Below are 25,163 nucleotides of genomic sequence, written 5' to 3' on the forward strand. Positions count from 1 at the left end.
TTTATTTTTAAGGTTTTGGCTTAGGGGGAGGCAATTGACCATTTTCTCCACCGGTACCATCTTCAATTTCTGTAGAGGTGCTATCTGTATCAAAGGTTGAGTATTTAGGGGGCTCGTTAGTATTGATGTAAATAGATCCTTTTTTGTTGGCAGATGTATTGTTGCTTGGTGATAATAATCCTAAAAGGATAGCGATAAAAATTGGGATGTACATTTGTTTAAAGATTAAATATTTGAATAATTGAAGTTTTGAGCTAAATGTTTTAATGTGAGTTATACATGGAAAATATGGCTAGAAAACAGCACCGCTTCCCGCCATTTTTCCATATCTAAATTTAGTTTTTTGTTTTGTTTATTCAGGTAGTAAATTACCTCTTCGGTAGCAATATTACCTGTAAGGTCATCAGCGGCCATTGGACAACCACCAAAACCTTTTAGGGCACTATCCATACGGGTACAGCCAGCGCTAAAGGCAGCTTCAATTTTCTCTAAACGTTGCTGTGGCGTACTGTGCAAGTGCAAACCAAACTCAATAGTAGGAAATTGTTGCACCAAAGGAGGGAGGATGGCCGTTATTTTTTCGGGTGTTGAAACGCCAACGGTATCGGCCACTGAAATAATTTTCACGCCTTTTTCTACCAGTTGGTTGGCCCAATGGGTTACAATATCGGTATTCCATTCATCGCCATAAGGATTGCCAAAGCCCATAGAAAGATACACTACCGCCTCTTTGTTGTGCTTGTTGCACAGTTCAAGCATTTCCTGTACCGTGTTTAACGATTGTGCAATGCTCGAATTGGTATTGCGTTGTTGGAACGTTTCTGAAATAGAAAAGGGAAAGCCCAAATAGCTAATTTCAGGATGCTTAACCGCGTTTTCTACGCCTTTTAAATTAGCCACAATGGCCAGTAATTTGGTTTTGCTAGGTAAATCTAATTGCGCAAGCACCTCTTCGGTATCCCGCATTTGCGGAATGGCCTTAGGCGAAACAAAACTGCCAAAATCAAGGGTGTCAAATCCCACTTGAAGCAGAAGGTTTAAATATTTTACTTTGGTTTCGGTAGGTATAAAATCGTGTAGGCCCTGCATGGCGTCACGCGGGCATTCGACCAGTTTAATGGCTTGTTTAGAGTTTTCGGTTTTTATATTCGTCATAGTCGGTAAGTGCAGCGGTATAGGTGCCGTTCATGTACGGCGAGGAGATGAGAAAGTCGGCCGTAGCTACATCACAGGCCATTGGGATGTTCCAAACAATGCCCACACGCAGTAAAGCTTTCACATCAGGATCATGAGGTTGTGCCTCCATAGGGTCCCAAAAAAAGATGAGGACGTCAATTTCACCTTGCGCAATCAAAGCCCCAATTTGTTGGTCGCCACCTAGCGGGCCACTCAATAGTTTTTGTACAGGTAATTGGAGTTGTTCCTCTATTAATCTGCCAGTGGTTCCAGTAGCCATTAAATGATGTTGGGCAAGAGCCGCTTTATTGGCTGCGGCCCATTTAATCAAATCATCCTTACGGTGGTCGTGCGCCACAAGGGCAATGGTTTTATTGGCTTCAAGTTTTTTCTGGGTCATGTGCTTTTTTGTACTCTTTATAAGGTTTAAATGGTCTAATGATTAGTCGGGTACCCCTGTCGTAGCTAAAGTAACTCCATACCCAATTCACAAACACCACTAATTTGTTCCTAAATCCTACTAAGGTCATTAAATGTACGAACATCCAAGTAAACCAAGCAAATATTCCTTGAAATCTTATTTTATTGATATCTACTACCGCTCTGTTTCTGCCCACGGTGGCCATAGCGCCTTTATCAAAGTATTTAAAAGGAACGGTAGGCTTATTCTCGATCATGTTGATAAGGTTCTTAGCCAATTGCTTGCCTTGTTGTATGGCTGCCGGTGCTACTCCAGGATGCCCATTTGGGGTTTCATCGGTAATCATGGCTGCTACATCGCCTATGGCAAAAATATTTTGATAGCCTTCTACCAGGTTAATATCGTTTACTTTTAAGCGATTTCCTCGTACCACAATTTCGGTATTTAAGCCATCTAAAACTACACCTTTAACTCCAGCGCTCCAAATAACAGTGGCCGAACCGATGTTCCTGCCATCAACTAAGGACAGTGTTTTGCCATCGTAACCTTGTACGCGTGCCTCAGTATACACGGTTACGCCAAGTTCTTCTAAAAAGGCTTTCGATTTTTGTTGGGCCTGTACCGACATGGCGCCCAATAGTTCTGGAGAACCCTCAATGAGGTAAATGTTTACTTTATTAAGATCTAGTTCTGGGTAGTCGTTTTTGAGTACGTGCTTTTTGAGCTCGGCAATAGCGCCCGCCGTTTCTACACCTGTTGGTCCACCGCCAACCACCACAAAGTTGAGCAGCTCGTGTTCTCTTTCAGGATCCGTGGCAATAATGGCGGCTTCGAGATTTTGTAAAATCAAACTGCGCAGGTTCAATGCTTCGGGAATAGATTTCATGGGCATGGCATTTTGAGCAATCTCTGTTTGCCCAAAGAAATTGCTGGTAGAGCCCGTGGCAATCACCAGGTAATCGTAATGATAATCGCCAATGGTAGTTTCCAGTTTATTTTCTTCGGGAACTACCTTTTTTACTTCGGTAACACGGAATTTGAGGTTTTTTTGCCCTTTGAAAATTTTTCGGATAGGGAAGGCAATCGAATCGGCTTCAAGTCCGCCTGTGGCCACTTGATAGAGTAGGGGCTGAAAGGTGTGGTAATTGTGTTTATCTAAAATGACAATGTCTACATTTTGACTTTTCAGTTTTTTAGCTAACTCAATCCCGCCAAAACCACCGCCAATAATCACGATTTTCTTTTTGTGTTCCATATCAAATAAACTAAGTAAACCTCCATTTGGTTTGCGGTAAATATAGGAATTATATCGTTTTTTGGGTGTTTGGGTGTTTGGTTGTTTGGATTGTGGAATTGCTTTGACAAAGGGTGATTCGGGAAGGAGTTTTCTTGGTATTTGAGTTTTACCGCAAAGGTTGATGAAGTTTTCGCAAAGTGACGCAAAGGGTGGTTGTGAAACAGTTGGTTTGAGGGTTCGCGTTTTTCGTGTGACTCTTTTTTTGGCGGTTTATTTTTCTTGGTGTTTGAGTTTTACCGCAAAGGTTGATGAAGTTTTCGCAAAGTGACGCAAAGAAGGGGGTTCGACAGGCTTTAATAGGAGCGGGTTACTTGCTTTCTAAACCCGACATGAGCGGATACCGGCCTTGTGGCTAAGGCCTTGTGCAGTATGAGCGGTTGGCGGGGCTGAGCGTTGTTTGGTGCAGTGATTTGCTTTTCTATTAACAATTTTGTTTTATTTAACGATTAAGGAATTACCGAGTTGGTTGTTTGGGAATTGCGTAGCCAAATTTGGCTCGTAAACTCACATAGCTCGGTAATGCTTTGCGTTCTTCGCATAACTCTTCATGTTTCTTAGGGGTTTATATTTCTTGGTGTTTGAGTTTTACCGCAAAGGTTAATGAAGTTTTCGCAAAGACCGCAAAGCACCAAAACAAAAAAGGATCCCGAAATGCTCGGGACCCTCTTGATTTATAATTTGGTTTAGTTATGCTGTTTATTTCTTATCGTCTTTTGATAAGTCGATTACGATAGGCGTAGAGATACATAATGATGAGTATGTACCGATGATACGACCAATTAATAAGGCAAAGATGAAACCACGGATGCTATCGCCACCGAAGATGAAGATCACGATCAATACGAAGAACACCGATAATGAGGTTAAAATGGTACGGCTTAAGGTACTGTTCAAAGCAAAGTTGATGAGCTTGTTGCGCTCTTCGCCTTGTACGTCTGTTTTGCCGCTTTCGGCCAAACGCTCACGGATACGGTCAAATACAATTACCGTTTCTGTCATGGTGTAACCCATTACGGTTAAAATTGCGGCAATAAAGTCTTGACCAATTTCTAGAGGGAATGGCAACACGCCATCTAAAATAGTGTAGAATGAAAGTACCAATAAAACGTCGTGGAATAGAGCGATTACCGCACCTAAACCATATTGCCATTTTTTGAAACGTACCAAGATGTAGATGAACATTACTAAACAGGAGAACAATACGGCATAAACAGCACTGGTAATAATGTCGCTAGCAATGGTAGGTGTTACTTTTTGTGAACTTTCAATGGTGTATTTTGCACCTAAACCGTCTAAACCTTTTCGCAATGCAGTTTCAACAATTTTATCTGCATTAGGATCTTGGTCGGTAATGTGGTAAGGTGTAGTAATTTTTAATGAATTATCAGTTCCGATAGTTTTAACTAAGGCTTCTTCACCTTCGAAGTTTGCGGATAAGGTTTTAGCAACTTCTTCGGTGTTTAGTTGCTTGTCGAACTTCACCATGTAAGTTCTACCACCTTTAAAGTCAACACCTAAGTGAAGGCCACCATTTTTGCCATAGAAAACACCTCCTAAAATGATGATTACAGCGGAGATGATGTAGTAAAGCTTTCTGCGACCTACGAAGTTAAACGCTAGGTTTTTGAATGCGTTACGGGTGATGCTGTTGTCGAAAGTGATATTTGCTTTCTTGTTCATCATCGATTCGAAGATTAAACGAGAAATTAATACCGCCGCAAACAATGAAGTAGCAATACCCACACATAAAGTGGTTGCGAAACCTTGTACTGGCCCAGAACCGAAAACAAATAGGATAATACCTAAAATGAATACGGTAATGTTTGAGTCTAAGATGGATGACATGGCATGTTTAAAGCCTTCTCTGATGGCTACGTTGGTAGATTTACCCTGTGCCAGTTCTTCACGAACACGTTCGAAGATTAGGATGTTAGCATCTACCGATAAACCAATGGTTAATACGATACCTGCGATACCAGGAAGTGTTAATACTGCACCAAATGCGGCTAAAACACCCATGATAAAGAATACGTTGATTACCAAGGCAATGTTTGCTACCCAACCTGCTTTGTTGTAATAGAATGCCATGAAAGCAAGAATTACCACGAAAGCTAATACGAAAGATAATAAACCGCTATCGATAGCTTGTTGACCTAGTGATGGACCTACTACGAAATCGGAAACGATTTTAGCAGGAGCAGGTAACTTACCGGCTTTTAATACGTTAGCTAAGTCTTTGGTATCTTCTTTAGTGAAACTTCCAGTGATTGAAGAAACACCGTTAGGAATTTCGTTTTGTACGGTAGGAGCTGAGTAAACCGTGTTGTCCAACACAATTGCAATTGCTTTTTTGTTGTTTGGGTCAGCAGCAGCTTCGGCTGTCATTTTTTTCCATTTCGCAGCACCTTCGCTGGTCATGAACATGGTTACATCAGGATTGTTGTTTTGGTCAAAACCATCACGGGCGTTCGCAACAGCATCACCACTTAAATCAGGACGGCCATCCAATGAAGTTACTTTAATGGCATAAAGTTCAAATGCTTTAGTTCCAGTTCTAGGTTTTAATCCCCACATGAATTTCATGGTAGTTGGAATTAACGACTTGATTTCTGGTTTAGCTAAGTAAGCATTTACTTTAGCGGTATCTTTTTGCAAAGCGTAACCAACTACTGCACCTGGCATTAATTGAGGTTGGCCATTTTCGCCTTGATAAATTGGTAATTGTAATACGGTATTAATTAGCGGACTTGTTTTTGCAAGTTCAGCAGTTTTGGCACTTGCGCTAGTATCTTTAGCCGCAGGAGTGGTAGCACCTTTAGTTAAGCCAGCTAATTTACCACCTTTTGCAGTGGTATCAGTAACAGCAGCTTTAGCTACTGTATCTTTTAAAGTTGCAGCAAGGGTTTTGTTGATGTTCTCTAAAATAGGATACACCTCTTGCGATTGGTATACTTGCCAGAACTGAAGCTCGGCAGAACCTTGTAATAATTTACGAACACGTTCTTTGTCTTGGATGCCCGGCATCTCAATGAAGATCCTGTTTGAACCTTCTTGTTTCTGCATGTTAGGACTTACTACACCAAAACCGTCGATACGGCTACGTAAGATGATAAATGAACGGTCGATAGCGCTAGTGGCTTCTTTGCTCAAATAAGTTTTTACCTCAGCGTTGCTCGCAGTAGCTTTCAGTTGCGCCGAGTTGTCTTGGTTCGCAAAGAAGTCTGCTAACTTTCCGTTAGGCACTAATTTTTCATATTCGCTTACAAACAATGCAATGAAATCTCTGCCACCGGCGTTCATTTGGGTTTGAGCGTTAGATAGTGCCTTGTTAAAGTTCTCATCAGAAGTGTTGCCCGCCAATGATTTGGTCAACTCTGCTAAAGAAATTTCCATGGTAACATTCATACCACCTTTTAAGTCAAGACCTAAGTTGATTTCTTTGCTTTTTACTTGCTGATAGGTAAGGCCCAATAAAGGATATACCTTTTCGGTAGCCATCGAGTCTAAGTATGCTTTTTCTTTTGCTTCATCGCCTTTTGCAAATTCCTTAGCCTTTTTCTCTACGTTGTAAGTAATGATGTTGAAAGAAAGTGAATACAGACAGACAATACCTAAAAGTATCGCCATGAATTTTATAAAACCTTTACCTTGCATTGTTTGTTTAAATCTATTTTATAATAAGCTGTTTTTTAACAAGTCGGCAAATCTAATTATTTTTTTAAATAATAGAACCTCTAATTGTAATTTTGTTAGGACAAGTACTTAAAAGACTTGATTTTGTCTTAGCGGCGCTCTAAAGTAGAAAAAGTATAGGCGAATTTGTTCTTTTCGTCGGGCAAGTGGTCTACTTTTTCAACTTCTTTCCAGGTCTCATTTTCAAGTTCCGGGAAAAAAGCATCGGCTTCAAATTCCTGATGTACCCTTGTAAGGTAAATGCGATGAGAAACGGCAAGGGCCTGTTTGTAGATTTCGGCTCCACCGATAATAAAAACTTCTTCTTGGTCTTTACTTAGGGCTAAAGCTTCATCTAAAGAGTTCACTACTTCTACGCCCTCAATATGTAAATTTTTTTGACGGGTAATGATGATATTTCTTCTGTTGGGAAGAGGTTTGCCAATAGAATCATAGGTTTTGCGCCCCATGATAATGGTGTGTCCAGTGGTGATGTTTTTAAAGTGCTTTAAATCAGCAGGCAAGTGCCAAAGCAATTGGTTGTCTTTGCCAATGGCATTGTTTTCTGATACGGCTACTACGATGGATATTTGGTTCATTTCTTTCGGGGTTGCGTCATTGCGAGGCACGAAGCAATCTTAAAGCGAAAGAGATTGCTTCGTGCCTCGCAATGACGATATAAATTAAACTGCAACAATCCCCTTAATATGCGGATGTGCTTCGTAATTTACCAATTCAAAATCCTCAAATTTGAAATCAAAGATATCTTTCACTTCAGGGTTGATTTTCATGGTTGGTAGTGGTTTGGGATCTCTGCTCAATTGCAGCTTAACCTGCTCCAAATGGTTGTTGTAAATGTGGGCATCGCCAAAGGTATGGATGAAATCGCCAGCCGCTAAACCGCAAACTTGCGCCACCATCATGGTTAGCAACGCATAAGAAGCAATATTAAAAGGTACGCCCAAGAAAATATCGGCGCTACGTTGGTACAATTGGCAGCTTAATTTTCCCTCGGCCACGTAGAATTGAAAAAAAGCGTGGCAAGGAGGTAAGGCCATGTTCTCAATCTCGGCAACGTTCCAGGCAGATACTATAATACGTCTCGAATCAGGGTTGTTTTTAATGGTATTGATGATTTGGGTAATCTGGTCGATGTGACCACCGTCGGGCTTAGGCCAACTGCGCCATTGTGAACCATAAACTGGTCCTAAGTCACCGTTTTCATCCGCCCATTCATCCCAAATACGTACGCCATTATCTTTTAGGTATTTGATATTGGTATCGCCTTGCAAAAACCAAATCAGCTCGTGGATGATAGATTTTAGATGCAGTTTCTTGGTAGTGACCATTGGAAAACCTTCCTGCAAATTAAAACGCATCTGATACCCAAATACGCTAATGGTGCCTGTTCCGGTTCTGTCGTGTTTTTGTGTGCCATTATCCAGCACATGCTGCATCAAATCTAAATATTGTTTCATGTGTTATCTTAACAGTTGTACGGTCGTCATTTCGACTGAAGCGCAGCGGAATGGAGAAATCTTTAAATATGCTTAAAAGATTTCTCGACTACACGATGTTTCGCTCGAAATGACGCATTGATTAAAGTCCGCATTAAAATGTGAAATACAAATTTAAAGATTAAATAGGAAGGAATGTTCATCCGTTTTTCCACAGGGTATTTTTTTGTTGATTTCTACTCCAAGAAGTGCCTTAATATGTCTTAAATGCCTTAGATTTGTTCACAATGATGTTCAGAAAAATTATCTTATCCCTAATCGCAGTTGCTTGGTTTGGCGTTTATAGCTTTGCCCAAAGTCAACAAGCCGCAAAACTGTCAAACGCAGCTCTTGAGCTTACTAAAGATAGGGTAATTTACGATCCTGCCTATTTTAAGATAGCCTATCCTAACGGAGACGTGCCTGCGGATAAAGGCGTTTGTACCGATGTAGTGATTAGGGCCTATCGTAAACTGGGTACAGATTTACAGAAGGAAGTACACGAGGATATGAAAGCGAATTTCAGGCTTTATCCAAAAAACTGGGGCATGAAAACTACCGATAGAAATATAGACCATCGGCGTGTGCCCAATTTAATGGTGTTTTTTGGTAGAAAAGGAACTAAAAAGCCCATGACTAAAAGGCCAGAGGATTACTTGCCAGGAGATATTGTATGTTGGGATTTAAATGGTAGACAAACGCATATAGGTTTAGTGGTTAACCGTAAATCTGGAGATGGCAAGCGGTATTTAATTGTGCACAACATTGGCGCTGGACAGGTGGTAGAAGATGTGCTGTTCGCCTGGAAAATTATTGGGCATTATGTTTATAGGCCGTAGGTATTACGTTTTAAGTTGTGCGTTTGGTCTTTGCTCTTTTATCTTTGCGCTTTATTCTTTTACCAATCTAAAATCCGAGGATGCTGACACTTGCCAATGCTAAAATAAACCTGGGCTTGTTCCTAACCGAAAAACGAGCAGATGGTTACCATAACCTGCAAACGGTTTTTTATCCCATTAAAATACATGATGTGGTGGAGTTGGTGGACGCCGAGGAGACCTCGATGCTGATCAAAGGGATTGGTATTCCGGGAAATGCTACAGATAATATCTGTTTTAAGGCATTTCAAACTTTACAACGAGATTTTAATTTACCTCCTCAGCAGATCATATTACTTAAAAATATTCCTGTGGGCGCAGGTTTGGGTGGCGGCAGCGCCGATGCGGGCTTTTTGATCAAACTCGTTAACCAAAAGTTCGAATTGGGTTTAACGGATGAGAAAATGGAGGCGTATGCCAGGCCCTTGGGCGCCGATTGTGCTTTCTTCATCAAAAATAAACCTACTTATGCTTTTGCCAAAGGCGATGAGTTTGAAGACTTATCTATAGATCTGTCTGCGTACTATTTGGTATTGGTTAAACCGCCCGTGCATGTTTCCACAGCGCAGGCTTACAGCAATATAAACGTAAAACAGCCTTCCACTTCTTTAAAAGATTTGATACATTTGCCGCTACAAGACTGGCAAGTTCATATTTTCAACGATTTTGAGCCTTCTGTTTTTGCAAAATATCCAGAAATTGACGAAATAAAAACAAAGCTTTACCAAGCTGGGGCTAAATTTGCGCTCATGAGTGGTAGTGGTTCATCTGTATTTGCGATTTTTGAAAATGAGGTAAAACTGCCAGATCTGGAGAAAGAGAATTTAGTTTTTTACGATGTTTAATAGGTTTGAGGTGTAGGGGCTAAGGCATAAGGTCTTGATACTCGATACTCATATCTCAATACTAATATGGAAATCAACCTGATCCGCAAAAGCGGAAAATTTAATTTTGAGGCAGAAAACGATAACGGTTTTACTGTTGAATTGGATGCAAAGCCCGCTATTGGGGGAGAAGGCAAGGGCTTTCGCCCGATGGAGATGTTGCTGGTAGGTTTGGGCGGCTGTAGTGGTATTGATATGGTAAATGTACTCACCAAACAAAAGGAGCCATTAAACGATATCAAAATCAATATTAAAGCTACTCGAAAGGATGAAGAAATGCCGCCTATATTTGACGTGATCGATATTCATTTCAACCTGTTCGGAGATTTAAGCGTTCAGAAAGTGGAACGTGCCCTACAAATGACTTTTGATAAATACTGTTCTGTTTCCAACATCTTGGGCAGGTCGGCAACTATAAATTTTACATATACTATAAATGGTAATAAGTAATACGTTTTTAAGTTATAAGCAACTAATGCTATAACCAACGTAAAACTTAATACTTAAAACCTACAACTTAATAATGTCAGATAATTTCGAAACCATAGCGATACGCACTCAAACCGAAAGAAGTTCGCACAAGGAGCATTCATCACCTATTTATCTCACTTCGAGCTATAAGTTTGATGATGCGGAAGAAATGCGTGCCTTGTTTGCTAACGAAAAAGAGGGTAATGTGTATAGCCGTTATTCTAACCCAAATACTTCAGAGTTTATTGAGAAGATGGTGCTGTTGGAAGGTGCCGAAGACGGATTTGCAACCGCAACGGGCATGGCGGCTATTTTCACCACCTTTGCGGCCTTTCTTAAAAGCGGCGACCACATTGTTTCAAGCCGCTCGGTATTTGGTTCAACCCATCAATTGTTGACCAACATCTTTTCGAAATGGGGCGTAACTTTTGACTATGCAGATTTAGATAAACCGCAAGATTGGGAAGGTTTGATTAAGCCAAATACCAAAATGATTTTTGTGGAAACGCCATCAAATCCTGGTATTGATATTATTGATTTGGAATTTTTAGGTGGGCTGGCTAAAAAGCACAATGTTTTACTAGCGGTAGATAATTGTTTTGCTACGCCATATTTACAACAGCCCCTAAAATTGGGAGCGCATATTTCTATCCACTCGGCTACCAAATACATCGATGGACAAGGACGTGCCTTGGGCGGAATTATTTTGGGAAGCAAGGCTCTAATTGCTGAAGTGGTTGCTTTTGCTCGTCACAGTGGACCTTCACTATCGCCTTTCAACGCATGGATCTTGTCAAAAAGCTTAGAAACATTGGCCGTTCGCATGGACCGTCATTGCGAAAATGCTTTGAAGGTAGCGCAATACCTGGAGAAGCATCCAAAAATTAAATTGGTGAAATATCCATTTTTGGAGTCGCATCCGCAATACAGCATCGCTAAAAAGCAGATGAAACAAGGTGGTGGTATTGTAACTATTGTGGTTAACGGAGGCATAGAAGCCGCCCGTAAATTTATGGATGGCTTAAAAATGTTCTCTATTTCTGCGAATTTGGCTGATACAAGGTCAATTGCAACGCATCCCGCAACCAGTACACACAGCAAGCTGAGCGAAGAAGAACGTAATATTGTAGGCATTGAGCAAGGTTCTATCCGCTTATCTATCGGTTTAGAACATATTGATGATATTTTGAAAGATATTGAGCAGGCTTTAGGCAGTTAACGGTAGGTATTTCGGTTAACAGTTTTCAAGCAGCAGCGAGCACGAAAAAGGAGTCCCGCACTTGCGGGACTCCTTTTTTATGATACATCTCGTCATTTCGACCGGAGCGTAGTCCCGAATTTTAGGGAGAGAAATCTAACGAGTGTATGTTATGTTGCTAGATCTCTCCTCGTAAACTCGTTCTAGATATTTCTAGACTTACGAAGTTTTTAAAACTTCGTAAGTCTTATTGTAATTATGCGTTTCGTCATTGCGAGGTACGAAGCAATCTTAAAGCTATTTTATTGAGATTGCTTCGTACCTCGCAATGACGGAAGATGTTTCTATTTCACCAGCTTAATGTGATGATCTGAAAGGGTAATTAAACGCTCTTTGTACAAACCACCAATGGCCTTTTTAAAAGCACTTTTACTTACTTGAAACCTGTTATAAATCTCTTCAGGGGTACTTTTGTCACCAAGGTTAATTTCGCCAACAACACGTAGCTCCTCCAAAATATAGTCTTTGGTTTCTAAAATATGCCCAAAGCCCGAGGGCTGTAAAGTGAGGTCAATTTTGCCCTCAATCCTAATTTTTTTGATCCACCCAGTGGTTCTTTGTCCAGGCTCTACTATTGAAAAAACTTCATTGTGGTATAGTAGTCCCATAAATTCGTTATTGATGATGGCATTGTAGCCCAAATCGGATTTATCCACAATCAAAAGGTCAACGGCATCGCCCTCTTCGAAATCAAAGTTGTGTAGCTCTACAAACTGGTCTACCTTGGAAGAAGCCAGTAACTTATTCGAGAAATCATCAAGGTAAACAAAAACTACATAGCTTTCGCCAAGCTCCATTGGTTTTTTTTGCTCCCTCCTGGGTACAAAAATATCTTTATCAATGCCGATGTCTAAAAAAGCACCGTCATCATTTACACTTACTACCGTTAATAAGGCAAATTCATCGGCTGTTGCCAGCACTTCCTTTAAAGTAGCCACGGTACTGCCGTCTTTATTGAGGTAAACAAAAGCCTCTACATCATCGCCCAAGTTTACATCTTTGGGCACTTCTGTAAATGGTAAGAGTACTTCTTCGGTACCGTCGGTTAAGCTTAAACCTTGGCTGTTTTTTGCGGCTATGCGTAGTTTATTGTATTTGCCTATTGCGATCATCTTGTTTAATTAGCCTGCAAAGATACTAAGAATATGAAGATTAGCTTTTGCGTTTTTACAGGTTTAAATAGCCAGGAATCTTATCTTTGGTTTAAGATACCGTCTTTATGCGCCTATTAGCCGTCTTTCTGATATTTATACTGGTTTTTTCTGCAAATGTTTTCGCTCAAGAAAAATATGTAAAGGCTTTTGCAAAATCTTGGTCGGTAACAGGAACGGCACAAACAGATAGTGCCGAAGCTAGTTATGTGGTTCTTAGAAATGAGTTTAATTTGAAAAGCTTCCTCAAGCTGAGTGCTGAGTTTGACGAGTATCTTCAAAAAAAATCTGATAAGCGATTGAGAGCAAGGTGGTGCATGTTTGATTTGTTGGGCAGGAGAGTGTTCAATGTAGTATTAACTCGTCAAGATAGTTTGAAAATGACCGAAGCCATTAAGTTGGCCAGTAATTTAAAAGACGACCAGCTGCTGGCAGAAATTTATGCTTTGGCTGCCGATATAGACTATGAGGGCGGTTATTTACTTTATAACTTAAAAGCTATCGAATTGCAAAAGGAAATAGGCTATCAATATTTTTCTTATGTTCAAAATAGGTTTTTAGGAGCAAGTTTATCGCTTTACAAAACCAAAGATTTTCGCGAGAGTATCAAATATGGAGAAAGGTGCCTGACTTTTAAAAAGGTGAAAGTTTATGAATGGGACCCCATGGTTTATATTTTCCAGCTGGATGTATTGGGAGCCTCGCATTTAGCGCTAGGCGAATATAAGGAGGCCATTAATTACTATAAACAAATTATAGACACCCTACAAAAAAAGCCTATACATCCTAAACCTGATGAGCTATGGATAGCGATAGCCAGAGGGAACATTGGCAGATGTTATTTTTACGAAGGAAATGCTGCAGCTGCGTTGCCTTTGATCAATCAGCAATTACAAGCAGGTATTAAATACCAACAATATAACAATATTGCCATTGCCCAAAATGTTAGGGGCGAAATATTTTTAAGCCAAAAGCGATATGGAATTGCATTAATTGCCTTTAAAGAGGCCTTAAAAGCAGCCATTTTTAGCAAAAAAATGGACGACAAGGTGAAAGCTTCCAAGGGAATTGCTGTTGCCTATACCTACTTGGGACAGACGGATAGTGCTGTTTATTATCAGCATAGTTATGGACGTTATCTGCAACAACAAAATGAGATGATCAATAACGGCAAATTATCCGCCATGAATGCCAGAATATTGTTTGATAACAGTCAACGGAACTTAGAAAAAGCTAATGAAAGCATTTCAGTATTACGGCAAACTAGGAATATCATTATTGGTGCTATCGTGTTGCTCATGATAATAGGTTGGTTGCTTTATAACAGGCAGGCACTAAAAATAAAGCTCGAAAAACAAGCGATGGCGTTTGAAAACTTGCAGGCAAAAGCTGCAGTAGATAAGGCTAAAAACAGCTTGCTCCAATTTAGGCATCAATTGGTTGAAAAAGATAAGCTCATTGTTAACCTAAAACAATCGTTACGAAAAAGTTCACTGCAACATGTGTTAGATGAAAAACTTATAGGTAAAAACTTACTGGCTTATGTATTGGTAACGGATGCAGAGTGGGAAATTTTTAGGGCTGATTTTGATAAGGTTTACCCTACTTTTTATCCAAGCCTTCGTGCCAAAATGCCCGGGCTTACCGCGGCAGAAGAGCGCCTTTCGAGCTTGATATTTCTACAGATGAGCAATAAGGAAATTGCTGGTACATTGGGGATTAGTGTAGATAGCGTGTCCAGAAGTAAGCGGCGCTTAAAGCAGAAGTTGCCCGTGCCAGCAGATCAAACCCTAGAAGTGTATATCTTAGCGCTCGTTGCCGACATTTGACCCCGCATTGTCCGTTTTTTGTCCGCCTTAAAACCTTGTTTAATTCTTGTTATGCCCCAATCTTTGTGGAGTTACAAATGCTTCATGAGGAAACAAGATGAAAACAAAAATCACTCTTCTTTTTATGTTATTGGGTGTTGCGCTATTACATGCGCAAATTACACCAAATGCCAATGGTATTGTTTATGTAGATGAACAGGGTTCTGGAAACAAATCTGGAGATTCGTGGGCCAATGCTGCGGAGATTAGACCCTCATTTATGGCAGCTAAAACCAATACTGCCATCCAGCAGATTTGGATAAAATCCGGGACCTATTATCCAACCAATGATACAGATAGGCAAAAATATTTGGAAATTACCCGTAATATAAAGGTTTACGGAGGGTTCAATGGCACCGAAAACCTAATTGCCGAAAGAGATTTGGCCACAAACACTACCACCCTTAGTGGGAATATCGGCAATGTCGCTACAAGTACAGACAATAGCTACCATTTGTTGGTGGTTTGGCCAAAAACTGATGCCGTTATCAGTGATCAAACGATAATAGATGGCATTGTATTTAAAGAGGCTAATGCCAATTCTGGCGCTGTAATTAATCAGGAATTGCCTTTATATATGGGAGCAGCACTATTTATTACCATCCAAGATTATAGTCAAAAAAGTTATCCCATAGTTTCCAATTGTAAATTTTTAAATAATGCGGCATATCAGGGTGGGGCAGCGATCTATTTTGATGGACTTTTAAGCACTTCAGAACAATTGTCGATTAAGCAATGCCATTTCGAGGGTAATTCATCCAGCTGGATAGGAGGTGCTTTGATGTTTTTCTACGATGAAGCATTTTTAGATGCGGGTAACACGGCGCAACACTATTACAATGTAGATGTAGCTAATTGTACATTTAAAAACAACAGTGTAAATAACAACTCGCAATCACGTGGGGCCGAAAGTTCGGGAGGTGCTATCTGCGCTTTAGGAAAAGGTAGTCTAACCGTAAGGAACAGTACTTTTAACGATAATGTCACGGCCATTACTTTTACAGCGCATAATTATGCTACCTATGGCAACGGAAGTGCAATAGCTGCGGTAAAAAAAGCTAATGTAACCATTTACAATTCGCTGTTTTATAACAACAATAAAGCTACTGTTTTTAACAGGGAGGCTAATCTGAAATTGATTAATTCAACCTTGCACCACGCAGCTAATGAGCTGATTTCATTGTCGATGGCTAGCTCTTTTGAATTTTATAACAGTATTGCATGGAATGATGCGGTCAATATTCCCGCCATTTTGCTGCCCGATAATCAGCCGCAGAGTGCTATAATTAAAAACAGTGTTCTCAATGCTTCGCCTGCCCTTGTATTAACCTCTTCGGCCAATGTTTTTTCCCAAAACCCTTTGTTTGCGGGGGCTAACAATTTTGCGCCCTCATCCGGTAGCGTTGCTGTAAATGCTGGTGATGACGCATTATACACCGGGAATGTAAATCTGTTAACGGATAAGGATATTTACGGAAATCCTCGTTTAGATGGAGCAAAGATTGATATTGGAGCTGTTGAATATCAAACCGCATTGCCGGTAACTTTGGTTGGCTTTAATGTGGCTAAACAATTAAATGGTGCTTTGTTGACCTGGAAAACAGAGACCGAAATTAATCATAAGGAATTTGTTGTTTTAAGGGCTGGTAATGGTGTTGATTTTAAGTTTTTAGGAAAAATTCCGGCTAAGGGACCGGGTAGCTATTCATGGTATGATGCCAGCCCGCAAGGAGGGAAAAACTACTATCAATTGCAGCAGGTAGACTACAATGGTTTGCCAAAAAACCTGGCAATGGGAGTACTCGATTTTCAGATCGCTTCAATATCAGCATATCCAAACCCTACTCAAAATATCATCAAGGTGGATTTGGCCGGCCACGTATTTAAAGAAGCGGCATTGTTTAATATGATCGGTCAGCAGCTCGAAATTAAAACGATACTTCCCAATGATGTTGCCGTTTCATTTGATCTGTCCAAATTCTCATCTGGCCTATACTTGGTAAAACTACTGGGCAATGAAACCAGCACGCTAAGGGTATTGAAACAATAGGTTTTATGAGTGGGGAAAAAAATAATAAGCTATTGATGTGGTTGTTGGTGATAGCCGTAATATTGATTATTGCGGTGTGGTGTTACTACCAGAATCAGATAAATAGATTTTGACCATGATAATAAGGCTGTTTGGGTAGGGAAATAAGGTCGAAATTTATCCTTTATGGCTGCTAAATTATGTTTGCAGGCCGCTAGGCAACCGTTTATATCATAGCCGCCAACTATTCCTCCGTTGGCGGCTATCAAAATTAATAGGTATAATGGGCCAGTAGGTATTGGTATAAGTCTGCTACGGTAGGCAGAAGCTCTAACTGCTCATCTGGGATTTCACATCCAAATTCGTTCTTAGCTTTAATAACAAGCTCTGTGGAGGATAAATCATCACCGCCAAGGGCGTTGGTTTGCCACAATACCGTATCCAGTACGGCAGCGGGATTACAGCCATAAACCTCTACAAATAAGTTCACCAGCCTGTCACGGAATGCAGGGTTTGGGTTGCCGCCGCCATTACCTGTAATTGGTGTAAGGACGTTTGTGGTAATGGGACTGCCTGCCGGAATCCAGGCTTGATGTAGAAGGGCATATTTATAGGTAGTTTTTACACCGCTTATGTTTTCCTCAACTTTAACCTCGCCATTCCACGAAACTAATACAGGTCCGTTGGTTGGCTGGCTTATGGAAAAGCTACTTGGTTTTGGAGAATAGGAAGTTGTAATGGTTTTAATGATATTTGAATTGGAATCGTAAATATTGTGGATATTGACAGTGCCACTTGAGGTGAGGTCTTTGATTTCTGTAATTTTACCATCCGCTTTTTCTGAAATCTTGCAGGCAAAGGTTACATTGATATTGCCGTTGGCTATTGGCGTTTGAATAAAATCGCTATGGCTGTTGGGAGCGGTAACGGGGTTTATTTTGTTTGTTACATATTCCACCCAGCTTCCTACGGAGGTTAAGTTCTCTACATCGCCAGTACTGAACTGAATGTTAAAAAAATCTCTTATTTCGGTTGAAATTTCTAGGAGGTCAAGCTCATCTGCACCAAGATCATTTGTTAACGAGGCACCATAGGTAATTAAATTAAGCGGGAGGCCTAGCTGCTCGCTAATAATTCGTTTTACTTCCGTTTCTACTTGATACGGAGTGGTTACGGTGCTGGAATAGCTGGTTTTTTGCCCAAGGTCTGTGGTCCAAAGCAGGTCCTTATTTTGGTTTAGGGGTTGTGCGGCCAGTTCGTCTTTTTTGCAGCCAAAGCTGCAAATGGTGGCCATAAACAGGCAACCTAACAGGATTTTGTTTTTTTGAAGCATTATTTATTTGTTTTTGAAAATGTTAGTAAGCTTGATTTTCCTTGGTGTAGGGGTGGGCAAAAGGTACTAGGCTGAATCGGGTAGAAATTTTAGCGATTGGCGGAGATGGGGTTGCGGTAGCACGTTGAATTTCCTTTGCGAATTGACCATTGTACCACTGTATTTGCCAACTAAACCTGATTGCAGGCGGCAGCGCCCAGAGCGTAGCGAGGGCCTAAAGCCGGAAAGCAGGGCCGCATTTTCCCAAGCGCTTGTGTGGTTGATTTTCAAAAAAACTAACTGATGTAGTCTCTGTCCTCGTCGCTTAGGGCGCTTTTCTGTTCGTTGGCGTAGTTTTTTTCCACTTCATCATTATAGCTGCTGTAGGTTTTGCGGGGCCTGCCGGCAATGAAACCCAAAATAAAGCCGGTTAGGATACAGATGCCGATGACGATCAATTTTGATACTTCTACGGGCTTGCCGATAAGGAAGTTGAACTCAACCGCGTCGTTGTTGGCCACTAAAAACAGGGTGAGTAGTGCGGTAATGACAATGATGAATATGGTTTTGCCTTTCATGTTTTTAGAAATAATAGTTGAATAACACTTCGAATATAGGATTTTGATTGTAGATGTTGTTAACAAAAATTAAGCGGGCGCCCACATCGGCCACGGGTTGGTAGCGCAAAAGGTTCATGTCGCTACGCAATTCGATGCCGAAAGTTTTGGGCTGTGCCAAATTGGTTTCCTTGCCAATGTTTTCGTAGTGGCTAAAAAAGTTTGCCCTTACATTCCTGATGTAGGCAAATGGGCCAATTTCCAAATCTGGAAATAAAAACGGGAAGCGATAGTTGAGCAGTAATGTGTTTTTCAGTAGGCTTTTTGCCCTGATTTGGTTGTAGCCGTAAACCGTGGGAATGTCATTAACGGTTCTGAAAGTGCCGCTGTTTTGTTGGTAGCTAAAGCTGGTTAGTAGGGTATGGTTTTTAGCCAGGCCCGGGAAATAGAAGAAGCTTTCGAAGGCAAAAAGCCGCCCCGTAAGGCTGCGGTCAAACGGTAAATTTTGATATTTAAGTTCGATAAGCTGTGCCCATTTAGGTGCAATATCCCGCTCTGCGCTGCGCACCTGATGGTTGAAGCCTATCCTGTAGCTCATCGGGAATTCGATGGTGTTTACCAATCTTTTGTCGTCAACGGGGTTGAAATGCCGGTTTACATAATAGGTTCCCGCTTCGCCTATAAAGCTAAAAAGGTGGTTGAACGAGTTAAAACTTATGGGCAGCGAAGTGGTCAGGGCGAGGTAATCTTCACGCCATTTGGCCTGGTGAATGGCATTTTGGTAGCGGTAATTGGCCAAACGCGGCCTGTTACGATAGTTGAGGTTGATGACCGGATAGAGTGCTTTGTACTTGAACCCGGCATTGTACTCGAAACGGCGCAAGGAGCTCTCATAGGTAACGCCGGCGTAAAAGCTGGCGGTGTTCAGCAGGTCGTCGGATTTAAGCTGTAGGCCTACGCGTTCTACATTGTCATCAGAAGTAGGGCTAATGCTGTGGAAATTGAACAGATGCTTTAGCGGGCTGTAACTTCTAGAGCTGAAAGTGCTATCGGGAACGTGGGCAAACACATAGTCTTCGGGCTGGGTAGGCTGGCCAAAGTATACAAAGTGGTCTTGGGGTATGGCTGTTGGCTGTAACTCGGTTTTAGCGATCTCGTAGCCCATCAACTGGTAGTTGTTAAACAAAAGTGTTTTGCCGTCTGCTGGAAAGCTGGCATTGAAGGCGCCGTATTTTGAGGCTGTGAGCGCACTGATCTTTTTGGAGGCGGGGTCTATCTCATAAATATTATCTACGCCGCTAAAATGGGCGTTAAAGGCGATCTTATCGCCAAAAAATATTGGCCTGCTTAGCTGCTGCCTACTGTTGCTGATTAATTGGCTAATGTTTTTACCGTCTTTTAGCCAAAGCGATTTCCCTTTTTCGGTAACGGTAATCCAAGTTGTTTTGCTGCCATTTTGGTTAAATGCAGGTGTTTGGATTTGGTCGTTTGTTGGATTAGCCAAACTGTCGATGATTTTTCCCGTGGCGATATCCAGGGTGACCAAAGTGTTTTGATTGCTAAGATCAATCCTTACGGCAAGGAGTTTTTGGCCGTCGGCCGAAATGCTTGGTGCAAATAACCGGGTTTGGTGAGTGAGCTGTTGCTTTTTGCCGCTTTGTAAGTCGTAAATGCAAATCACATTGTAGCTTCGTTGTTTGTACCTCGGATCTTCCCGTCGCTCGTCCCAAACGATTTTGCCATTTCCGTAACTGTACCATGGCTGCTCTTGGTATCCAATTTTCAAAAGTACCTTTTCTTTGCCATTTGGAGCCAGGCTAACGAAAGCTGGGGTTTCGCTCTTGCTCTGCTTAATGGCAACGATATTTTGGTTGGGTAGCTGGGTAGGTAAATGGTAGTTGGTAGCGTAAGTGCTTTTGGGGTTTAAGCTTGGGTAATTGACAGATTGATTTTGGTCGTTTTGTTGGGCCCAGGCAGCCCTTAAATCATCAAGTGTTTTGAGGTAGTATTGCCTGGTATTTTTACCAGTAAATTTTTTAAGACTTTGCGAAAAAGGGTAGAGTCTTAAAGGACGTTTGTTGAGGTCGGAAAGTAACTCGTTTGCGATGTTGTTTCCATAGTTTTTTTGGAGGTTGGAATTGATCAAATAACCCAGTTGATAATAGCCGGGTGTCACGTCTTTTTCAGAGCCGAAATAAGCCTTGGAATAGTTGAAGTTTTTGCCCGCTAAAATGGAGGTTCTGAATGGCATAATCCAGTTGGGCTGACGGCCTCTTCCCGAGTAGGTCAACGAGGTCTCGGTGCTTACCGCATCGCCTTCCAAAAACCAAAGTGGAGTGCTCACTCCAATATAGCCAAAGTAAACTTCTTCGGGAAAGGGAAAGCCCTTGGTTCCGCTGATTTTATTGAACTGGGCAACGTGCCTCAATTCATGAACTGCGAGGTTGTTTAACCACTCTTGACTATCGAATTGCTGAGAGGGCATAGTGTAGAATTGTGATTTTTTTGGGGCTAGCTGTACAAAGCCATTTGAGGTGGTTCCTTGGTTTTGTAATACAATAGGGATAATGGTTTTGCTTTCGCCCAGGCTTCGGCCCACGGTAGGGTAGATGTAGGCGAAAGTATTGGCCATTCGCTGCGCTTCTTTTTCGAGCGAGCTGGGATAGATGATTTTGAAGCCGCCGTGTTCAATTTGCCTCCATTTTACACTAAGCGGCGTTTGGCTTTCATCAAAAAACTGCGAAAAAACCGCTTGTGAACAAAAACTTAATAATAGTGAGGTTAATATTCTGAATTTCAATTGATTTTTATTTTATATGTTGGTGGTATAAATTGTTTGCTAAAAAAATTAGTTTTTGTGCTGGTTTTTGATTTTATTTTATGTTTATTTATTGTTGATATTGTTGATTTAAATTTACTGATTTTTAGAAATTTATATGTTTTTAAAATAAAAACGTTTCAGCTGTTTTTTTTAAGATCGTTAAGGGTGTTTTTAGTGTTGTTTGGCTTATTTTTCGATTTCTAAGATAGGTTATTTTATTGATATAACTTGTACACTATTGATGCTTATTTTTTTGAAGTAAAATTCATCTTATTTTTGAATATGTATAGCGAAATTAAAATTTTAAACGTAGCTGCCGTGTTACGGATAGACTTGAAATAGCTGGAATATTTCATCTGCTAATGAAAAAATGATCAGATTTTAGCATGGTTTTTTTTGAAATCAACGGCGGGCTTACGCTCAAAATTATGTTGGTTTTTAAAGGTAGATAGTGTATTTTTTTTCTTTATGTTTTGGTGGAATTTGTTTGGCTATCGATAAGCTTGGCGTAAGGAGTGCGCTTGTTGGTGTATCGGATTTAGTTCGGGCTTTTTGGTTTTTTGAATTTAACTCGTTGCTTTTTGCTGTCGGGAAATATGATTACGGATGAGCTTTTTGACCATTGGTTTTGGCGGGTTTTTTAAGTTTTTTAGCGTGTTGTTTTGTAGGGCGCTTGGGGTGTTTTCCACGGGATTTGCGTGGCAAGAAATAGCCTGTATTTTGCGTTTTTTGATTGTTAGGTTTGAGGTGTTTTTTCGCTTGCTTTAAGCGGGTTGTTGACCGGTTAAAATGGCCCGTTTTACTGTCGGTTTTTTCTTCAGAAAATACGACTGCTTCAGGTTGTTTTTGGTAACTGGTTTTGGTGTTGAAATGGAGCGGGAAACTAAGTTTTTTACACCTTTTTCAAGGCGCTTTTTGATGCGATTTTGAAAGTGGAACGGGAGGGGATGAGTGCCTTTGGGCAGGCACCCGGTTTAGTTTTTTTTAACGGTATTTACGCTCGTCAAGAACCAATTTCCATTGGTCTGTTTCCGCATAATACTTGATGATTTCGTTCCTCTTGAGCAGTAGTTTTCGTAGGTATGAAGTTAGGATTAGTACATTAAAAAGCTTCCCCAATATTCCGCAAGGCGTGCTAAAATCGAAATGATCTGTCATGGTCACCCAGCCATTTACCTCCTCAAATTTATGGGTATGGTAAATCGATTTGAAGGCGCCTTGTATTTGTTCGTCAACAAAATAATAGGGCCTTTCAAAGGCGGTAATTTTTGAGCTTAGCGTTTGCTTGAGGCCAAAATGTATGGCCTGCCAGGTTACGTGTTCATTTAGGCCAATTAGCCCGCTGGTAACGCCAGATATGGCTTTTTCGGAGGTGTGCGCTGTCGAAATTTGATGCAGGTCGATACTTCGGGACAAATCAAAGCAAATGTCAATAGGGGCGTTTATTTCAGTAACGAGCTCAATTTTTGGCATAGTACTGGTTTGCTTAAAATTATTTGGGCGCTCTGCGTAACAAATATAGGCCAAGTATGGCAAATATTACTACAGGCAGTAAATTGGCTACTAGCGGTGGCAAACCGCCCTTGGTAGAGAACATTTTGGCGAACTGATTGAGTACAATGAACAAAAAGCTCAATACAATGCCAATTCCCAATGGTAAACCCACCCCGCCGCGTACCTTTCTAGAAGATAGGGCCACCCCAATCAGGGTAAGTACAAAGGCCGATAAGGGCTGTATAAAACGCTTATATTGCTCAAAAAGCAAATCGTTCATTACGCCAGACCCCCTAATTTTTTCTTTCTTGATTTTGTCTGCCAGCTCTCTGCTCGTCATGCTTTCTACCACGTTATCGTACACCGAGAAATCATCAGGTTTCATGTCTAGTACGGTATCCTTAGTTTTGGTGTTGCCGTAAACCATGCTTTCCTTTAAACCGTCGATATTACGGGTCGTATAATTGCTCAGCTTCCAAACTCTTTTCACCGAGTCGTAGCTAATCTGCTCGGCCATCAGCTTTTTTTCCAATACATCGCCTTTAAAACGATCTAGCGTAAACCTGTAGCCGATGTTGCTGCGGTTATCGAAATTATCAATAAAAATATAGGTATGTTCATCTATTTTCATGTGAATGTTCGACTTGGTATAAGGGTCGTTTTTCTTGATAACCTGATTTTCGAAGCTGTTCTTGATTTTGTTGGTGTACGGCAGCAAGAAAAGGTTGGCGCCCAAATTCAGCGCAAAAATGATAAAAGCCGAGATGAAATAAGGCCTTAAAAAACGGTTGAAACTAACCCCGCCGCTTAAAATGGGGACAATTTCCGTATGATCGGCCATTTTTGCCGTAAAAAAGATCACCGCGATAAAATTCATCAACGGCGAGAGCATATTCACATAAAATGGAATAGAGCCGGCGTAGTACTGGGAAAAAATCTCCCATATCGTCATGTCGTTCTCCAGGAAATCATCCAGTTTTTCCGAAAGGTCAAAAATCACAATTACCACCACAAATACGGCCAGGGTGTACACAAAAGTGCCCAGGTATTTGCCAATAATATAGGCGTCTATGATTTTCGAACGTCGGAAGAGAAATTTCATTTAGAGTTTTGTTCCTAAGATAGTAACCATTTTGTTTTTCCACTCATAAAACTCGCCGCTAATGATTTTTTCACGGGCCTCATTTACCAGCCAAAGGTAAAAATGCAAGTTGTGCAGCGTGGCAATTTGCGATCCCAAAATTTCTTTGCTGTGCATCAGGTGCCTTAAATAGGCTTTAGAGTAAACCTGGTCGGCCAAAAGATCGCTGTCGGCATCAATTGGCGAAAAATCATTGGCCCATTTTTTATTGCCAATATTGATGATACCCTTTCTGGTAAACAGCATGCCGTTTCTGGCATTTCTGGTAGGCATTACACAATCAAACATATCTACTCCTAACGCAATATTCTCCAAAATATTGATTGGCGTGCCCACGCCCATTAAATAACGGGGTTTTTCGTAAGGTAAAATATCACAAACCACTTCCGTCATGGCGTACATTTCCTCCGCTGGCTCGCCTACCGACAGGCCGCCAATGGCATTGCCTTCACGATCCATCGAAGCGATAAACTCGGCAGATTTTACCCTTAAGTCTTTATAAACCGAGCCCTGTACAATAGGGAACAAGGTTTGGTCGTAGCCATATTTGGGTTCAGTGGCGTCAAAACGTTCGCAGCACCTTTTCAGCCAACGGTGGGTCATATTGATCGAGTTTGCCGCATATTTATAATCGCAAGGATAAGGCGTACATTCATCAAAGGCCATAATGATATCCGCACCAATGGTACGTTGGATATCCATGGCATACTCTGGCGTAAACAAATGCTTTGAGCCATCAATATGTGAACGGAAAGTAACTCCCTCTTCCTTAATTTTACGTACCTGGCTTAGCGAATACACCTGGTAGCCGCCGCTGTCGGTTAAAATGGGCCTGTCCCAGCCAATAAACTGATGCAGACCGCCCGCTGGTTCCAGCACATCCAAGCCCGGACGTAGGTACAGGTGATAGGTATTGCCCAATATAATTTGGGCCTTAATGTCGTCCTTTAATTCTTTTTGGTGTACCGCTTTTACCGTTCCGGCGGTGCCTACAGGCATAAAAATAGGGGTTTGTATATCGCCGTGAGCGGTGGTAATTACACCTGCTCTTGCTTTGGAATGTGGGTCCTTTGCCTGTAAGTTAAATTTCATGCGTTGCTTTCCTCTTCAAAAATCCGACAAAAGTAAATATTAATTGTCAAATTGTACCCTAAACCTTGTAGGTTTCTAAGGTTGCCCTTAAAAGCAAATGGCTTATGTACTAACTTTTAAAACTTCATTAACCAATAGGACAAGA

At 41.1% G+C, this 25,163-nt stretch carries 20 protein-coding genes; 6 read left to right on the forward strand and 14 right to left on the reverse strand.

The window, feature by feature from the left end:
* Window positions 1-7 precede the first annotated feature (7 nt).
* The 7 genes from DUT71_RS06065 to DUT71_RS06095 form a co-directional block, all read right to left on the reverse strand.
* Window positions 8-214 carry a hypothetical protein gene (locus DUT71_RS06065; RefSeq protein WP_113661662.1) on the reverse strand — a complete coding sequence of 69 codons (207 nt, stop codon included), beginning with the start codon at window positions 212-214 and terminating at the stop codon, window positions 8-10.
* 59 nt (window positions 215-273) lie between these two features.
* Window positions 274-1,155: a hydroxymethylglutaryl-CoA lyase gene (locus DUT71_RS06070; RefSeq protein ID WP_113661663.1), complete on the reverse strand. Its 882-nt coding sequence runs from the start codon at window positions 1,153-1,155 to the stop codon at window positions 274-276.
* The gene (locus DUT71_RS06075; protein ID WP_113661664.1) at window positions 1,127-1,576 is read right to left on the reverse strand and encodes a methylglyoxal synthase; all 450 of its coding nucleotides are present in this window, start codon (window positions 1,574-1,576) and stop codon (window positions 1,127-1,129) included. Before DUT71_RS06075 ends, DUT71_RS06070 begins: the two co-directional genes overlap by 29 nt.
* Window positions 1,557-2,852: an NAD(P)/FAD-dependent oxidoreductase gene (locus tag DUT71_RS06080; RefSeq protein WP_113661665.1), complete on the reverse strand. Its 1,296-nt coding sequence runs from the start codon at window positions 2,850-2,852 to the stop codon at window positions 1,557-1,559. Before DUT71_RS06080 ends, DUT71_RS06075 begins: the two co-directional genes overlap by 20 nt.
* A gap of 738 nt (window positions 2,853-3,590) precedes the next feature.
* A complete protein-coding gene (secDF, locus tag DUT71_RS06085) occupies window positions 3,591-6,548 on the reverse strand; it encodes a protein translocase subunit SecDF (protein ID WP_113661666.1) in 2,958 nt (985 codons plus the stop codon).
* A 128-nt stretch (window positions 6,549-6,676) separates the two neighbouring features.
* A complete protein-coding gene (locus DUT71_RS06090) occupies window positions 6,677-7,165 on the reverse strand; it encodes a dihydrofolate reductase (RefSeq protein WP_113661667.1) in 489 nt (162 codons plus the stop codon).
* Between the two features lie 84 nt (window positions 7,166-7,249).
* On the reverse strand, window positions 7,250-8,044 hold the full coding sequence (locus DUT71_RS06095; protein WP_113661668.1) for a thymidylate synthase: 795 nt from the start codon (window positions 8,042-8,044) through the stop codon (window positions 7,250-7,252).
* A gap of 266 nt (window positions 8,045-8,310) precedes the next feature.
* On the opposite strand from DUT71_RS06095, the gene DUT71_RS06100 reads away from it, so the two are divergent.
* The 4 genes from DUT71_RS06100 (at window position 8,311) to DUT71_RS06115 (ending at window position 11,514) form a co-directional block, all read left to right on the forward strand.
* A complete protein-coding gene (locus tag DUT71_RS06100) occupies window positions 8,311-8,901 on the forward strand; it encodes a DUF1287 domain-containing protein (RefSeq protein WP_205313867.1) in 591 nt (196 codons plus the stop codon).
* 80 nt (window positions 8,902-8,981) lie between these two features.
* Window positions 8,982-9,785, forward strand: coding sequence for a 4-(cytidine 5'-diphospho)-2-C-methyl-D-erythritol kinase (ispE, locus tag DUT71_RS06105; RefSeq protein WP_113661669.1), 804 nt, complete (start codon window positions 8,982-8,984; stop codon window positions 9,783-9,785).
* Between the two features lie 66 nt (window positions 9,786-9,851).
* Window positions 9,852-10,274, forward strand: a complete 423-nt coding sequence (locus tag DUT71_RS06110; RefSeq protein ID WP_113661670.1) for an OsmC family protein — start codon at window positions 9,852-9,854, stop codon at window positions 10,272-10,274.
* Between the two features lie 73 nt (window positions 10,275-10,347).
* Window positions 10,348-11,514 carry an O-succinylhomoserine sulfhydrylase gene (locus DUT71_RS06115; RefSeq protein ID WP_205313869.1) on the forward strand — a complete coding sequence of 389 codons (1,167 nt, stop codon included), beginning with the start codon at window positions 10,348-10,350 and terminating at the stop codon, window positions 11,512-11,514.
* A 323-nt stretch (window positions 11,515-11,837) separates the two neighbouring features.
* On the opposite strand, the gene DUT71_RS06120 is transcribed toward DUT71_RS06115, so the two are convergent.
* The gene (locus tag DUT71_RS06120) at window positions 11,838-12,665 is read right to left on the reverse strand and encodes a CvfB family protein (protein WP_113661672.1); all 828 of its coding nucleotides are present in this window, start codon (window positions 12,663-12,665) and stop codon (window positions 11,838-11,840) included.
* 107 nt (window positions 12,666-12,772) lie between these two features.
* On the opposite strand from DUT71_RS06120, the gene DUT71_RS06125 reads away from it, so the two are divergent.
* Entirely contained in the window at window positions 12,773-14,533 is a 1,761-nt protein-coding gene (locus DUT71_RS06125; protein ID WP_113661673.1) for a tetratricopeptide repeat protein, read from the forward strand.
* A gap of 97 nt (window positions 14,534-14,630) precedes the next feature.
* Window positions 14,631-16,622 carry a T9SS type A sorting domain-containing protein gene (locus DUT71_RS06130; RefSeq protein WP_113661674.1) on the forward strand — a complete coding sequence of 664 codons (1,992 nt, stop codon included), beginning with the start codon at window positions 14,631-14,633 and terminating at the stop codon, window positions 16,620-16,622.
* 250 nt (window positions 16,623-16,872) lie between these two features.
* Here DUT71_RS06130 and DUT71_RS06135 read toward each other — a convergent pair whose 3' ends face one another.
* From DUT71_RS06135 to tgt, 6 genes are all read right to left on the reverse strand, one after another.
* Window positions 16,873-17,934 (reverse strand): phosphopantetheine-binding protein, encoded by a 1,062-nt coding sequence (locus DUT71_RS06135; RefSeq protein ID WP_113661675.1) that lies wholly within the window; start codon window positions 17,932-17,934, stop codon window positions 16,873-16,875.
* 275 nt (window positions 17,935-18,209) lie between these two features.
* Entirely contained in the window at window positions 18,210-18,491 is a 282-nt protein-coding gene (locus tag DUT71_RS06140) for a LapA family protein (RefSeq protein ID WP_113661676.1), read from the reverse strand.
* A gap of 4 nt (window positions 18,492-18,495) precedes the next feature.
* Window positions 18,496-21,270 (reverse strand): TolB family protein, encoded by a 2,775-nt coding sequence (locus DUT71_RS06145; RefSeq protein WP_113661677.1) that lies wholly within the window; start codon window positions 21,268-21,270, stop codon window positions 18,496-18,498.
* A gap of 1,005 nt (window positions 21,271-22,275) precedes the next feature.
* Complete coding sequence (locus DUT71_RS06155; RefSeq protein ID WP_113662121.1) at window positions 22,276-22,764, reverse strand: SRPBCC family protein; 489 nt, start codon at window positions 22,762-22,764, stop codon at window positions 22,276-22,278.
* 19 nt (window positions 22,765-22,783) lie between these two features.
* The gene (locus DUT71_RS06160) at window positions 22,784-23,887 is read right to left on the reverse strand and encodes an LptF/LptG family permease (RefSeq protein WP_113661679.1); all 1,104 of its coding nucleotides are present in this window, start codon (window positions 23,885-23,887) and stop codon (window positions 22,784-22,786) included.
* Window positions 23,888-25,018 carry a tRNA guanosine(34) transglycosylase Tgt gene (gene tgt, locus DUT71_RS06165; protein WP_113661680.1) on the reverse strand — a complete coding sequence of 377 codons (1,131 nt, stop codon included), beginning with the start codon at window positions 25,016-25,018 and terminating at the stop codon, window positions 23,888-23,890.
* Between the last annotated feature and the right edge of the window lie 145 nt (window positions 25,019-25,163).

It is taken from the genome of Pedobacter nanyangensis, from assembly GCF_003313505.1.
Taxonomy (GTDB): Bacteria; Bacteroidota; Bacteroidia; order Sphingobacteriales; family Sphingobacteriaceae; genus Pedobacter; species Pedobacter nanyangensis.